The following is a 14,586-nucleotide window of genomic DNA, read 5'->3' on the forward strand; positions in this document are numbered from 1 at the left end:
GAAAAGCAGCCGGCTGTCCCCCAGGACCGCCAAGTGTTCACCTACCAATGCGTTTGGACGTGCCAGGGTTTAACGGAAGCAGGAAGCCCCCTACCCTGCCCCGTCCGCCACCCGCCCTGGTTCCAGTGATCCAAACGACCCCTGCCATCGACACGCTGCGGGCGCGGTATCTGGCCGCGCAGCTCTCCGGGAACCGCCAGGAGGCCCTGCGCCTGCTCGTGGATGAAGGGCTGCTGTGCGGCGTGCCCCTGCAGGAGCTCCACCTGGACGTCATCCAGGCGGCCCAATACGAAGTCGGGCGGCTGTGGCAGGAGAACACCATCTCCGTGGCCCAGGAACACCTGGCCACCGCCATCTCCCAGTTCGTCCTCGCGCACCTGTACCGCCACCTGCCCCGCGATCCCGCCAACGGCAAGGTCGTGATGATGGCGTGCGTGGAGGGAGAGCTGCACGAAGTGGGCGCGCGCATGGCCAGCGACTTCCTGGAGATGGCCGGCTTCGACGTGCGCTTCCTCGGCGCCAACGTGCCCGCGGATCACCTGGCCCGCATGGTGCGCGAGTCCCCGCCCGACCTCCTGGCCCTCTCCGTCACCATGCCCTTCCACATGCCCCAGGTCCGCGAGGCCGTGCGCAAGGTGCGTGACGTGTCTGCGTCCCTGCCCATCGCCGTGGGCGGACTCGCCTTCGACTGGGGCCCCACCCTCGAGGAGGAGCTGGCCGTGTCCTTCTTCGGCAAGAGCGTCCGCGAACTGGTCGCCTCCACCTGCCGCACCCTCGGGGTCTGACGCCATGTCGCACGTGAGCCACCCGGTGGAAGCCCGGACCGCGGCCATCGCTTCCGCTTCTGTTCAAGCATTGTATGAAGACCCGTTCTGGGCCGCGCGCTACGGCATCCAGCGCGCCCGCCGCTTCGGTGACGAGGACGCCGTCTTCCACGTGCGCTACCTCGTCCAGGCCCTGGACGCGCAGCGCCCCGCCATCCTGGAGGACTACGCGCGCTGGCTGCGCACCCTGCTGGTGACGCGCGGCATGTGCTCGCTGCACCTGGATCAGCACTTCGAGGGGCTCTCCCGCGCGCTCCAGGCGGAGGGCTTCGGCCCGGACTCGCTGCCGTACACCTACGTCCAGTCCGCCCGCCAGGCCCTGCACTACAAGGAAGGCCCCGCCCACGCCCTGGAGGCGGACGCCCCCGGAATCATCAGCGTGGTCGTCCGACAGTTGGAGGCCCCACTTCCTTCAGGAAGCCGCCCGCGCCTGGAACAAGAGGTGCGCCTCCAGCTGTCCTATCTCGCGGATGCAATCGCCCTGGACCGGGCGGACCTGTGGGATGCCCATCTCCAGTGGTACGCGGGCTTCTGGCCGCATCGGGGACTGGCGCCCCTGACCCTTATCCAAACCCTGGACGCGTTGAATGCGGCCCTTGAAGACGGACTTCCCGAAGCGCGGACGTTGCTCGCGCGGGCGCCCGTTTCGTGGGAGGAGACGCACTCATGATTCAAATGGACGACCGCGCCTCCGGGATCTTCGAATCCCTCAGCCGCGAGTTGGCGTTGGCCTGCGATGCGCAAGGAACGGTCGTCTGGCGCGATGAGCGCGCCGCGCGCATCCTGGGCGTCAAGCCCGGCCAGACGCTGCAGAGCCTGGCGAGCCACGGCAGCGAGAGCAAGGTGGAGAAGCTGCTCGTGCAGGCGCGCGATGAGGCCGTGGACGGCTGGGAGCTCATCCTCCAGAGCCACCACAAGCCCGCGACGTTCGCCTTCCGCGCCCGCCCGTACGAAGGCGGCATCGCGCTGGTGGGCAGCCTGGTGCCGGAGGACTACGGCTCCGCGCTCACCCAGGTGAGCACCACGCTGGGAGAGCTGTCCGCGCTCCACCGTGAGACGGAGCGCCAGCAGCACGAGCTCAAGCGCCGCGCGGAGGAGCTGGCCCGCCTGAACCGCGAGCTGGAGGAGTCCAACCGCGGCGTGCGCAGCCTGCACGCGGCCCTGGACGAGAAGGCGGAGAGCCTCCAGCGCGCGTCTGAAATCAAGAGCCGCGTGGTGGCCAACGTGAGCCACGAGTTCCGCACGCCGCTGCACTCCATCCTCGGGCTGTCCAAGGTGCTGCTCAACCCGCTCAACGGCCACCTCGCGCCGGAGCAGGAGAAGCAGGTCCAGTTCATCCGCGGCTCCGCGGAGGCCCTCTTCGAGCTGGTCAACGACCTGTTGGACCTGTCCAAGGTGGAGTCCGGCAAGACGACGCTGCGCCACAGCCGCTTCGTCGCGTCCGACTTCATCAGCGCGCTGCGCGGCATGACGCGGCCCCTGCTGGCGCCGGACTCGAAGGTGACGCTCGACTTCGAGGAGCCGAAGGAACCGCTGGAGCTGGAGACGGACGAGGCCAAGCTCAGCCAGGTGGTGCGCAACCTGGTCTCCAACGCCATCAAGTTCACGGAGGCCGGCTCCGTCACGGTGTCCGCGGCGCCGGGCCCGCGCGACACGGTGGTGTTCACCGTGAAGGACACGGGCATTGGCATCGCGCCGGAGAACCACGAGCGCGTCTTCGAGGAGTTCATCCAGGTGGACAGCCACCTGCAGCGCGGCGTGAAGGGCACCGGCCTGGGCCTGCCCCTGGCGCGCAAGCTGACGGAGCTCCTGGGCGGCTCGCTCACCGTGAAGAGCAAGCTGGGCGAAGGCGCCTCCTTCATCATCACCCTGCCGCGCGTGCACCCGGAGGTGTCGGAGATGACGGGGCTCACCCGGCGCAGCGAGACGCTGGACCCCGGACGCGCGCCGGTGCTGGTGCTGGAGGACGACCGCCAGACGCTCTTCCTCTACGAGAAGTACCTGGCGCGCTCCGGCTTCCAGGTGCTGCCCGTGCGCAGCGTGGAGGACGCGCGCAAGGTGATGCAGCGCGTGCGCCCCGCCGCCATGGTGCTGGACGTGATGCTGGAGGGCGAGACGAGCTGGAGCTTCCTCGCGGAGATGAAGAACGGGGAGCAGACGCGCGACATCCCCATCCTCGTCGTCACCGTGACGGACCGCGAGCAGAAGGCGCGCGCCCTGGGCGCGGACGAGTTCTGGCTCAAGCCCGTGGACGAGGCGCGCCTGCAGAAGAAGCTGGCGTCCATGGCCCGCGTCGGACCGGTGGAGCGGCTGCTCATCATCGACGACGACGACGTGCACCGCTACCTGCTCAAGCAGCTCCTGAAGGACACGGCCTTCCACCTGCTGGAGGCGTCCAACGGCCGCGAGGGCGTTCGCATTGCCCGCGAGAACGCCCCGCACCTCATCTTCCTGGACTTCGTGCTGCCGGACATCACCGCCTTCGACGTGCTGGATGAATTGAAGGCGGATCCGCGCACCCGCGACATCCCCATCATCCTGCACACCTCCCACCAGTTGCAGGAGTCGGAGCGGGCCCGGCTGGCGCGCGAGACCTCCGCCATCCTGGCCAAGCACACGCTCAGCCGCGAGGTGGCCATCACCCGCATCCGCGACGCGCTGTCCAAGGCGGGATTGGGGAACCGGGACCTGCGCGAGGTGAACCCCCGTGGCTGAGGAACCCCGCCTGGCAACGGTCCTCAACGTCAACGACGACGAGGCCAACCGCTACCTGGTCAACCGCATCCTGGAGATGTCCGGCTACCACGTGCTGGAGGCGGCCACCGGCATGGCGGCGCTCCTCCTGGCGGAGGAGCACCGCCCGGACGTCATCGTCCTGGACGTGAAGCTGCCGGACATCAGCGGCTATGAAGTCTGCGCGCGGCTGAGGGCCAACGCGGCCACGGCCGCCATCGCGGTGATGCACACGTCCGCCACGTTCGTCACGGCGGACAAGAAGGTGCAGGGCCTGGAGGGCGGCGCGGACGCGTACCTCACCCAGCCCTATGAGCCCTCGGAGCTCATCGCCACGGTGCGCTCGCTGTTGCGCCTGCGCCACGCGGAGCAGCAGGCCCGGCTGCGCACGGACCAGCTCATCGAGATGGACCGGCGCAAGGACGAGTTCCTGGCCATGCTGGCCCACGAGCTGCGCAACCCGCTGGCCGCCATCATGACGGCCATTGGCATCCTGGAGCGCAAGGCGCCCTCGGACACCAAGGAAGCGCGGATGCACGGCATCATCCAGCGCCAGACGCACCACCTGGCGCGGCTGGTGGACGACCTGCTGGACGTCAGCCGCATCACCCGGGGCAAGGTGGAGCTGCGCACGGAGCCGGTGAACCTGACGGAGAGCTTCCAGCAGCTGCTCGCCATCCTGCGCCCCCGCGTGGAGGCCCGCGGCCTGAAGCTGGAGGTCCACCTGCCGCGCACGCCCTTGTGGCTGGAGGGCGACGCCACGCGCCTGGAGCAGGTCTTCACCAACCTGGTGGACAACGCGGCCAAGTACACGGACGAGGGCAGCGTCACCGTGGACCTCTTCCAGGAGGGCGTGGACGGCAACGCGCAGGCGGTGCTGCGGGTGAAGGACACGGGCATCGGCATCCCGCCGGAGAAGCTGCCCGCCATGTTCGAGCTGTTCGCCCAGGCGGACACGTCCCTGGAGCGCTCGCGCGGGGGCCTGGGCATTGGCCTCACCCTGGTGCGCACGCTGGTGCGGATGCACGGCGGCACCGTGGAGGCCACCAGCGGCGGCCTGGGCCAGGGCAGCGAGTTCGTGGTGCGGCTGCCGCTCATCCCCGCGGACCGCGTCCCCAAGACGCTGGGGGCGAACGTCCTGGACTCGCGGCGCGCGCGGCGCATCCTCCTGGTGGAGGACAACTCGGACGCGCGCCAGTCCATGCGCGACCTGCTGGAGCTGTGGGGTCACCAGGTGGCGGTGGCCCAGAACGGCGTGCAGGGCGTGGAGCTGGCCCTGGAGCACGCGCCGGAGCTGGCGCTGGTGGACATTGGCCTGCCGGGGCTGGACGGCTTCCAGGTGGCGAGGGCGCTGCGCGCGCGCGTGGGGCAGAACCTGCGGCTGGTGGCGCTCAGCGGCTACGGCGACCCGGAGGCCTACCAGCAGGCCCTGAAGGCCGGGTTCGACGTGCACCTCACCAAGCCGGTGCGGCCCGCGGACCTGGATCGCGTCCTGTCGAACCTCTAAAGAAACGATGAGGGAGGCGGTGGCTAACGGCGCTGGAGCGCGTTGGCCACCAGGCCCAGCAGCTTCACCTGGGCGGGGTCCAGCTGACGCACGCTGCGCAGCAGCCGGCGCACTTCCGGGCGCTCGGGCGTGGGCGGCGGGGCTTCACTCGCACGCGACGGCGGAGCGCCCTGCGCCGCGAGTCCCAGCAGCTCGTCCGCGGAGACATGCAGCTCGTGGCACAGCTTCAGCAGGGTCTGGACGCTGGGGAGCATGCCGCCGCGCTCCAGGCGCCCGTACACTTCCGTCGCCACGTCGATCCGCTCGGCCACGTCGGCCTGCGTGAGCTCCATGCGGCCCCGGGCGACCCGGGCCGATGCGCCGATGGTGGTTGCGAGTTTCTTGTCCATGCCCTTGCTTGCCGACCCGAAACGTTTGGCCGACGGCATAGGACGTATAGAGGCAGACAGACAGAACTTGCCGGGTCAGCCTCCCATTGTTCACCCATAGGGTCGCTGCGCGGGAGGTGGACTTTCGGAGTCCGGGCAACCCCGACACCCGGGCCTCTTCTGAGACGGAGCGCCCTCTGGAAACGGCCTTCGTGGAGCACCCGCGCGCGCGGTTGCAGGCTTGTCCGGAGGTGACCCATGACGTTGGGGCCGCCGTTTCCTACGGTGTTCCGGCGTCCTGCCGCCACTGCCACCCTTCAGGGTTGGCTCATGTTTTCAGATTCACGGCACGGCCAGGACGCCTGGCGCTACCGCGATGCCAGCGTGTTGAGCTCCACCGTGCCCAGGGCGCGCGCCAGCTCCGCGCGCGAGGTGGCCAGGTCGTACGTCGCCTGCACCTGCTGGGCGGACGCGTTGGTGAAGGCCACCTGCGCGTCGCTCACCTCGATGATGTTGCCCACGCCCGCGCGGTAGCGCCCTTCCGCCAGCCGCAGCCGCTCGCGAGCGTTCACCTGGGCCTCGTCCGCGGCGGTCAGCGCCTCGCGCGTGGCCGCCACGTTGAGCCGGGCCTGCTCCACCTGCAGCCGCACCTGCTGCCGGAGCGCGTCCTTCTGCGCCTGGAGGTCGCGCAGGGAGGCCTGGGCCTCGCGCGTCTGCGCGTTGACCAGGCCACCCTGGAACAGCGCCCAGCTCAGGTTGACGCCGCCCTGCACGCTCAAGGTGGGGTCGTTGAACGGGTTCTCGCCCACGTCCGCCGCGTTGCCGGTCAGGCTGAACGAGGGCAGGTGGCCCGCCTTCGTCACCCTCACCTGGGACTCCTGCGCGGCGATCTGCCGCTCGCGCGCGGCGACGTCCGGGCGGGCCTCCAGCGCGCGCTTCACCAGCGCGTCCAGCAGCGCGTCCTCGCCCGGGATGGCCGCCACCGTCACGTCCTGCACGGTGTAGTCCGTGGCCGTCTCCACGCCCATGGTCTGGTTGAGCTGCGCCTTCGCGGTGGCGTACGCGTTCTGCGCGCGGATGAGCGCCACCTGCGCGTTGGCCTTCGCGGTGCGCTGCTGGAGCAGATCAATCTCCGGCCGCGTGCCCACCTGCACGGACGCGTTCACCTGGTCCAGCCGCGCCAGCTCGCTCTGCAGCGTCTCACGCGCCACGCCCAAGAGGGCCTTCTGCGTGAGGACGTTGAAGTACGCGGCGCGCACGTCGCGCAGCGCGTCCTGCAGCACCTGCAGCTGCGAGTTCTCCTGCGCGCCCGCGGACTCCCTGGACGCGTTGTAGCGGCCCGTCGTCTTGCCGAAGTCGTAGATGAGCTGATTGGCGTTGACGCTGCCGCTGAAGCGCCGCGAGGTGTTGGACACCACGCCCGTGGAGCCGCCGCCCACCACCTGGATGACGTCCCGGTTGCTGGTGCCCAGCGTGTAGCTGGCGCTGGCGCTCACCTGCGGCAGGAAGCTGGAGAAGGCCTGATCCACCCGCGCGTACGCCGCGTCGGTGTTCGCCTGCGCCGAGCGCAGCGTCGGCTGGTTCTGGCGCGCCAGCGTCTCCGCGTCCGCCAGGGTGATGACGCGCCCCTCGGCGGCGGACATGGACAGGGACTGCTGCACGGCCGGAGGCGTCACGGGCTTCGCCGGGTCCTGCGGCGTGGTGGCCGGGGCCTGCTGCGCCCTCGGCGCGTCGGCCGGGGCGTCGGCCGGGGCCTGCTGCGCCCCCGCGACGACGGGCAGCAGGCACAGGGAGAACGTCAACGGAAGCGCGCGCATCACTCGTACCTCAGTGCATCAATGGGATCCAACAGGCTCGCCTTGCGCGCCGGGTACAGCCCGAAGACGACCCCGACCAGGCCGCTGAACCCGATGGCCAGCAGCGCGACGTCAGGACGGACCAGCATGGGCCAGCCGAACTGCGAGGCGAGCAGCTTCGCCACGCCCAGGCCCACGGCCGCGCCGATGATGCCGCCCAGCACCGCCAGCGTCAGCGCCTCGATGAGGAACTGCGCCAGGATGTCGCGCGGCCTGGCGCCCACCGCCACGCGCACGCCAATCTCGCGCGTGCGTTCGGTGACGCTCACCAGCATGATGTTCATGATGCCGATGCCGCCCACCACCAGCGACACCGCCGCGATGGCCGCGAGCAGCAGGCTCAACGTCTCCGTGCTCTGCTGCTGACCGCTGGCCACCTCCGCCAGGTTGCGCACGTCGAAGTCGTCCGGGTCGTTGTCCCCCAGCCGGTGGCGCATCCGCAGCAGGTTCGCCACGTCCGCCTGGGCCTTGGCCGTGAGGTCCGCGCTCACTGCCTGCACGAACACCGCGCCGGTGATGTACGTGCCCAGGCTCTGGGCCTGCACCTGGCGGCGGAAGGTGGTGGCCGGCACGAACACCGTGTTGTCGAAGTCCTGGCCCACGGGCGACTGGCCCTTGGGCGCCGTCACGCCCACCACGGTGAAGGGCGTCTTATTGATGCGGATGACCTGCCCCACGGGGTTGAAGCCCTTGCCGTAGAGGTTGTCCACCACCGTCTGGCCCAGCACCGCCACCTTCGCGCCCGCCTCGTTGTCCGCGTCCGTGAAGTGCGCGCCCTTGGCCAGGGTCCAGCTGCGCACGGTGAAGTAGTCCGTCGTGGTGCCGATGATGCTGGTGTTCCAGTTCTGGTCCTCGCTGAACACCTGCGCGTTGGAGCGCATCTCCGGCGCCGCGCCGCGCACGCTGGCCACCTGCGTGCGCACGGCCTCCAGGTCGTCCCAGGTGATGGTGGGCTGGCTGCCGAAGCCGCCTCTCGCGCCACCGGACCGGGACGAGCCCGGCAGGATGATGAGCAGGTTGGTGCCCATGGAGTCGAAAACCTTCTGCACGCTGGCCTTCGCGCCGTCGCCAATGGCCACCATGGCGATGACCGCGCCCACGCCAATGATGATGCCCAGCGCGGTGAGCACCGAGCGCGTCTTGGACCGCAAGAGCGCGCGCAGCGCCAGGACGATCGTCTCCAGGATGTTCATGTCCCCACCTCCTCGGCGGGCACCACCGCCGGGTTCGGCGTCTGGCGTCTGTCGTTCACGATGCGCCCGTCCTTCACCACCACCACGCGCTGGGTGTACTCGGCCACGTCCGGCTCGTGCGTCACCAGCACCAGCGTCAGGCCCTCCTTCTGCAACTGCTGGAACAGCGCCATCACCTCCACCGTGGTGCGCGAGTCCAGGTTGCCCGTGGGCTCGTCCGCGAGGATGACGCGGGGCCGCCCCACCAGCGCGCGCGCGATGGCCACGCGCTGCTGCTGACCGCCGGAGAGCTGCTTCGGGTGGTGGTCCAGGCGGGCCCCCAGCCCCACGCGCTCCAGCGCCTCCTTCGCGCGCACGCGGCGCTCCTTCGCGGGCACGCCCGCGTAGAGCATGGGCAGCTCCACGTTCTCCAGCGCGGTGGTGCGCGCCAGCAGGTTGAAGCTCTGGAAGACGAAGCCCAGGGTGCGGTTGCGCACGCGGGCCAGGCCGTCGCGGTCCAGGCGGGCCACCTCGCGGCCGTTGAGCAGGTACTCACCGGAGGTGGGCCGGTCCAGGCAGCCCAGGATGTTCATCAGCGTGGACTTGCCCGAACCGGAGGAGCCCATGATGGAGACGAACTCCCCGGACTCCACCGTGAAGTCCACGCCGCGCAGGGCGCGCACCTCCACGTCGCCAGACTTGTACACCTTCGCCACGTTCTTCAGCTGGATGACGGGGGGTGCCCGCTTCGTTTCCGCGTCCATCGGTCTGCCTCTGTCCCTTCCCCTGCCCGCGATGTCTGTGGAGATGGCTGTGATTGGAACGGCCGCGCGCCTAGAAGCCGCGGCGCCCGCCGCCCATGCCCCGGCCGCCGCCCGGGCCACCCAGGGGGCTGGCGCCGCCGCCGGACGGAGCCGGGGGCGTGGTGCCCGCCGGCGCGTTCGCCGCGGTGATGACGGGGTCGCCCGCCTTCAATTCACCCTCCACCACCTCCGTGAACGTGCCGTCCGTCATGCCGGTGCGCACGTTCACGGCGACGGGCTTCGGCTTCTGCTCGGGCTGGCGGCGCAGCACGTAGACGGTGCGCATGCCGGCCGGGGGCGGCTGCGGGGCCGGCGCCTGCCCGTCCGCGCTGGGCGACGGCGCGGGGCGGTAGCGCAGGGCCGTGTTGGGCACGGACAGGACCTGGTCCTTCTGCTGCGTGACGATGGTCACGTTCGCCGTCATGCCCGGCTTGAGCTTGAGGTCCGGGTTCGGCACGTCGATGACGGCCAGGTAGGTCACCACGTTCTGCACGGTGATGGCCTCGTTGCGGATCTGCCGGATGGTGCCCTCGAAGGTCTCCCCCGGGAACGCGTCCACGGTGAAGGTCGCCTTCTGGCCGGGCTGCAGCTTGCCCACGTCCGCTTCCGCGATGCTGGTGTTGACCTGCATCTTGCGCAGGTCCTCCGCGATGGTGAAGAGCACGGGCGCCTGGAGGGACGCGGCCACCGTCTGGCCCACGTCCACGCTGCGCGAGATGACGATGCCGTCCGTGGGCGACACGATGGTCGTGTACTTGAGGTTCACCTCCGCCTCGTTGAGCGCGGCCTGCGCCTGGGCCACCGAGCCCTCCGCGGCCGTGACCTCCGCCTGCCCGCTGGCGGCGGCGGACTCCGCGGTCTCCAGCTCCGACTGGGAGATGAACTGCTGCGCGCGCAGCTCCTTCGAGCGCACGGCCTGCTTCTTCGCGACGTCGGCGTTGACGCGCGCCTTCTGGAGGTTCGCGCGCGCGGCGGTCATGTTCGCCTTCGCCCGGTCCAGCGCGGCCTGCACCAGCTGCGGGTCGATGCGGGCGATGACCTGCCCCTTCTTGACCTGCGAGTTGTAGTCGACCATCAGCTCCTGGATGCGTCCGGAGACCTGGCTGCCGACCTGCACCGTCACCAGCGCCGCCACGGTGCCGGTGGCCGTCACCTTGGCCGTGAGCTTCCGGGCCTGGGCGGGGGTCGTCTCGTAGGTGATGGCGTCGGCCGGGTTGCCGGCGCGCATGCGCCAGAACACGCCCGCGCCCACCACCACCAGGATGGCCAGGACCCAGGCCCAGCGCGGCACACCGCGCTTGCGACCCTCGTCCTCATCCAGCTCCACCGGCGCCAGGGCCGGCGCTTCCCGCGGCATCTCGCTCAAGGCCTTCATGCCCCTTATCTACGTTTTGAAATGTTTCGGCGAATCTCGTCTCTATTACGAAAGATGACCCACGGCGAGACGGCCGTCCGGCGTCTGGGCCGCTCCCACACCGGGGAGCACGACGCGCGCGGTGGTGCCCTGCCCCGGCTGGCTCTCCAGCGTCAGGCGGCCGTGGTGCGCCTCCAGGATCCGGCGCACCAGCGCCAGCCCCAGCCCCACGCCGCCGGTGGTGCGGGCGCGGCTGCGGTCGGTGCGGAAGAAGGGCGTGCCCACGCGCTCCAGGTCCTGAGCCTCGATGCCGATGCCCTGGTCGCGCACCTCCACCTGGAGGCTGCCGCCTGATTCGCGGGCATGCAGCGTCACGGTGGTGCCGGGCTCTGAGTATTTCCCCGCGTTGTCGAGCAGGTTGTCCAACACGCGCCGCAGCAGCACCGGATCCGCATCCAGCGTGGGCAGCGTGCCGTCCACCTGGACCTCCAGCCGGTGCTTGGGCCGGGCGGTGTGGAAGCGGGCAGCGGCCTTGTCCACCAGCGCGTTCGCGTCCACGCGCTCCAGGCGCAAGGGAGGCACGCCGCCGCTCGCTCCGTCCGTCACCAGCTCCAGGCGGGACGTGGTGAGCACGTCGGACACCAGGCGCTCCAGCTCGGACAGGTCCTCGGTGATGTCGGGCAACAGCTCGCGCGCCGTCTGCGCGTCACCCTCCGCGGCCAGGTCCAGCGCCACGCGGATGCGGGACAGCGGCGTGCGCAGTTCGTGCGACACGTTGGCGAGCAGCTCCTTCTGCGAGCGCAACAGCTGGGTGATGCGGCCGGCCATCTCGTCGAAGGCCTCCGACACCAGGCCCAGCTCGTCCTTGCGGCGCAGGCCCGCGCGCACGTCCAGCCGCCCCGCGCCGAACGCGCGAGCGGCGCTGGCCAGCTTCTCCAGCGGGCCCGCGAGCGTGCGCGCGAAGGCCACGGAGGTGATGGCGGTGCACGCCAGCACCAGGCCCACGATGATGGCCGTCTGCCGGTCGCCGTCCGGCGGCGGAGGCGGCGGCGGGAGGGACACGGCGGCGTAGACCTGGATGGGGCCCGGATAGGGGCTCACCACCAGCATGCGGCCCGGGCCACTGCCTGCTCCGGGGAACGGACCGCGCGGGCCGCTGCGGGTGACGCGCGAGGAGACGGCGGACAAGTCCTCCGCGCTCATCGCGGGCGCGGGGTCCGGCCGCGTGTTGCCCAGCAGCGTCCCGTCCGCGGCGCGCAGGGTGACGCGCATGCCCATGCGCTGCTGGGCGCGGTCGAGCGACGCCTGGAGCGCGGCGGGGTCCCCGCGCAGGTTGGACCACTCCTCCACGAAGTAGGACAGCTCGTCGTCGAAGCGGTTGCGCCAGGACTCGTTGCGCAACAGGTCGCGCGCGAGCATGAGCGACACGCCCACGAGCACGATCTGGATGACCCCCACCAGGTAGATGCGGGGGAGCAGGCCCATGGGCAGGCGGAAGAACCTCACGGATCCGCCTCGGTCTCCGTGGCCAGCATGTAGCCGGCGCCGCGCACCGTCTTGAGCAGGCGCGGGTTGCGCGGATCCACTTCCAGCTTCTGGCGCAGGCGGAAGATGTGCACGTCCACGGAGCGGTCGAAGACTTCATCCGCGCTGCCCTTCACCAGGTCGAGCAGCTGCTCGCGGCTGAGGACGCGGCCGGCTCGCTCGGCCAGGACGCGCAGCAGGCTGAACTCATACGTGGTGAGGGACAGCGGCTTGCCGTCCAGGGACGCGCTCAGGCTGCGAGGGTCCAGCACCAGGCGGCCCGCGTGCACGGGGTGGCTGGTGGGGCCCACCTTGCCGCGAGCCCGGCGCACCTGGGCGCGGATGCGGGCCAGCAGCTCGCGGGACGAGTACGGCTTGGGCAGGTAGTCATCCGCGCCGGACTCCAGGCCCAGGACGCGGTCGGCCTCCTCGCCGCGCGCGGTGAGCATGATGATGGGGACGTCCGTGCGGGTGCGCAGCTCGCGGCAGACCTCCAGGCCGTCGCGGCCGGGGAGCATGAGGTCCAGGAGGATGACGTCGAAGGTGTGGCGGGACGTCTGCTGGAGCGCGTCGGTGCCGGACGCGGACACGGTGACGATGATGCCGTGCTCCTGGAGGTAGCGGGCGGTGAGCCGCGCCAGGCGTTCATCGTCCTCGACGAGGAGCACCTGGATGGTGGCTTCCTCGGAGGTCGTGGGGCGTGGGGTCGTCTCCATGGGTCGGGTCTCCGCGTGGGATGCGGACCGCATCCGGGCCGCGACCTGAACCTTTCACCCCTACATTTCCAGGGGGCTACGGGCCCATGACGAAATATTACGGACGCCGGTTCAAGGGGGCATCCCAGGGAGACAGGCGCAACGGATGGAAATTCAGCCCTCCCCATGCAGCCGGGTGAGCGCCCGCCGGTCCACCTTGCCAGCGGGTGTACGCGGCAGGGCGTCCAGCAGGCGCAGCGTGCGGGGCAGCTTGTAGCGGGCAAGCCGGTCCGAGCAGAAGGCCACCAGGGCCTCCAGGCTCGGCGCGGCGCCCGGCCGGGGGACGACGAGGGCGCGGGGGACCTCGCCCCACTTCGGGTCGGGGACGCCGATGACGGCGACCTCGGCGACGTCGGGGTGGCCGGCGAGGACGCTCTCGACCTCGGAGGGGTGGATGTTCTCACCGCCGGAGATGATGAGGTCCTTGGCGCGGCCCTCGATGAGGAAGAAGCCCCGGGCGTCGCGGGAGGCCAGGTCGCCGGTGTGCAGCCAGCCGTCCGCGAAGGTGCGGGCGGTCTCCTCCGGGCGGCGCCAGTAGCCGGCGCACAGGTGGGGGCCTCGGAGGAGCAGTTCGCCCACGTCCCCGGGGCGCAGTTCGCCGTCGATGCGCGCTTCGACCTGGAACAGGGGCACGCCGACGAAGCCGGCGTGGGAGCGCAGGACGGCGTCGGGGAGGAAGAAGTTGTTGGGGCCGCCCTCGGTGAGGCCGTAGCCGGTGCGGAACGGGATGCCGCGAGCGAAGAAGCGCTCGAAGACGGGGGCGGGACAGGGGGCGCCGCCGCTGATGAGCAGCTTGAGGCGGCGGAAGTCCACGGCGTCGAAGCGCGGGTGCCGCTGCATCTCGATGAACATGGTGGGCACGCCGAACACGAGGTTCACGTCACCCGAGTCGATGAGGTCGAAGCACTGCGCCACGTCGAACGCACGGCACACGACGGAGGCACCGCCCACGAACACCAGCGGCAGGGTGAAGACGTTGAGGCCGCCGGTGTGGAACAGGGGCGCGTTGAGCAGCGCGACGTCGTCCTGGGTGAGGCCCCAGCTGACGACGGTGTTCACGGCATTGGCGGTGAGCGAGCCATGCGTGAGCACGGCGGACTTCGGCAGGCCGGTGCTGCCGCCGGTGGAGCACAGCACCCAGGGCGAATCCGCCTCCAGCTCGATGGAGGGCAGGTCTCCGGACAGGGCCTCGCGTGAGCAGAAGAGCGGATCCGTCAGGCAGGCCCAGTGCGCCGGGAGCCGGGGGCGCAGGGCGTCGGCCTGAGCGCGGAACTCCGGTCCGAAGAGGACGACGGAGGGTGCGACGTCGGAGAGCAGGCCGTGGAGCTCTTCGGTGCCCAGGCGCCAGTTGAGCGGCTGGAGCACGGCGCCCAGCTTGGCGCAGGCGAACACCAGGTCCAGCGTCTCCACACAGTTGAGGGCCAGGACGGAGACGCGGTCCCCCACGCCCACGCCCAGGCCGCGAAGCAACAGCGCGGTCCGGTGGGCGGAGTCATTCCACTCCGCCCACGAGATGCGCCGCCCACCCCGGAGCGAATCAACGAGCGCCGTGCGCTCCGGGGCGAGCGAAGCCCGCCGGGCCAGCCAGTCGTGGACGATGGGCATGCGGCTCCATTGTAGGTCATGCCTCGGAGATGGAAGGGAACGAGCACACCAGGTTTGCGCCGAGTTTGCGGATACCCTACACTGT

Annotated in this window: 12 protein-coding genes; 4 read left to right on the top strand and 8 right to left on the bottom strand. The window is 70.6% G+C overall.

Features of this window, described 5'->3' with window-relative positions; genetic code table 11:
- Positions 1 to 47: 47 nt before the first annotated feature.
- Genes D7X96_RS30325 through D7X96_RS30340 form a run of 4 tightly spaced genes read left to right on the top strand, consistent with a single transcriptional unit; the run spans position 48 to position 5,064 of the window.
- Positions 48 to 785 (top strand): cobalamin B12-binding domain-containing protein, encoded by a 738-nt coding sequence (locus D7X96_RS30325; RefSeq protein WP_233609725.1) that lies wholly within the window; start codon positions 48 to 50, stop codon positions 783 to 785.
- Positions 786 to 789: 4 nt separating this feature from the next.
- Positions 790 to 1,494, top strand: a complete 705-nt coding sequence (locus D7X96_RS30330; RefSeq protein ID WP_121722822.1) for a hypothetical protein — start codon at positions 790 to 792, stop codon at positions 1,492 to 1,494.
- Entirely contained in the window at positions 1,491 to 3,539 is a 2,049-nt protein-coding gene (locus D7X96_RS30335) for a hybrid sensor histidine kinase/response regulator (RefSeq protein ID WP_120550896.1), read from the top strand. The genes D7X96_RS30330 and D7X96_RS30335 overlap by 4 nt, the downstream gene beginning before the upstream one ends.
- Entirely contained in the window at positions 3,532 to 5,064 is a 1,533-nt protein-coding gene (locus tag D7X96_RS30340; protein ID WP_121722821.1) for an ATP-binding response regulator, read from the top strand. The genes D7X96_RS30335 and D7X96_RS30340 overlap by 8 nt, the downstream gene beginning before the upstream one ends.
- 23 nt (positions 5,065 to 5,087) lie before the next feature.
- On the opposite strand, the gene D7X96_RS30345 is transcribed toward D7X96_RS30340, so the two are convergent.
- From D7X96_RS30345 to D7X96_RS30380, 8 genes are all read right to left on the bottom strand, one after another.
- Positions 5,088 to 5,453: a helix-turn-helix transcriptional regulator gene (locus D7X96_RS30345; protein ID WP_120529550.1), complete on the bottom strand. Its 366-nt coding sequence runs from the start codon at positions 5,451 to 5,453 to the stop codon at positions 5,088 to 5,090.
- Positions 5,454 to 5,800: 347 nt separating this feature from the next.
- The gene (locus D7X96_RS30350) at positions 5,801 to 7,249 is read right to left on the bottom strand and encodes a TolC family protein (RefSeq protein WP_121771349.1); all 1,449 of its coding nucleotides are present in this window, start codon (positions 7,247 to 7,249) and stop codon (positions 5,801 to 5,803) included.
- A complete protein-coding gene (locus D7X96_RS30355; RefSeq protein ID WP_121771350.1) occupies positions 7,249 to 8,481 on the bottom strand; it encodes an ABC transporter permease in 1,233 nt (410 codons plus the stop codon). The genes D7X96_RS30350 and D7X96_RS30355 overlap by 1 nt, the downstream gene beginning before the upstream one ends.
- Positions 8,478 to 9,224, bottom strand: a complete 747-nt coding sequence (locus D7X96_RS30360; protein WP_121722819.1) for an ABC transporter ATP-binding protein — start codon at positions 9,222 to 9,224, stop codon at positions 8,478 to 8,480. The genes D7X96_RS30355 and D7X96_RS30360 overlap by 4 nt, the downstream gene beginning before the upstream one ends.
- A 70-nt stretch (positions 9,225 to 9,294) precedes the next feature.
- Entirely contained in the window at positions 9,295 to 10,638 is a 1,344-nt protein-coding gene (locus tag D7X96_RS30365; protein ID WP_120550901.1) for an efflux RND transporter periplasmic adaptor subunit, read from the bottom strand.
- A gap of 45 nt (positions 10,639 to 10,683) precedes the next feature.
- Positions 10,684 to 12,123 (bottom strand): HAMP domain-containing sensor histidine kinase, encoded by a 1,440-nt coding sequence (locus D7X96_RS30370; protein ID WP_120550902.1) that lies wholly within the window; start codon positions 12,121 to 12,123, stop codon positions 10,684 to 10,686.
- Positions 12,120 to 12,857, bottom strand: coding sequence for a response regulator transcription factor (locus D7X96_RS30375; RefSeq protein ID WP_120550903.1), 738 nt, complete (start codon positions 12,855 to 12,857; stop codon positions 12,120 to 12,122). Before D7X96_RS30375 ends, D7X96_RS30370 begins: the two co-directional genes overlap by 4 nt.
- Positions 12,858 to 13,010: 153 nt before the next feature.
- Positions 13,011 to 14,501: an acyl-CoA synthetase gene (locus D7X96_RS30380; RefSeq protein ID WP_121771351.1), complete on the bottom strand. Its 1,491-nt coding sequence runs from the start codon at positions 14,499 to 14,501 to the stop codon at positions 13,011 to 13,013.
- Positions 14,502 to 14,586: the final 85 nt, after the last annotated feature.

Origin of the sequence: Corallococcus interemptor, from assembly GCF_003668875.1 — a bacterium.
Lineage (GTDB): Bacteria > Myxococcota > Myxococcia > Myxococcales > Myxococcaceae > Corallococcus > Corallococcus interemptor.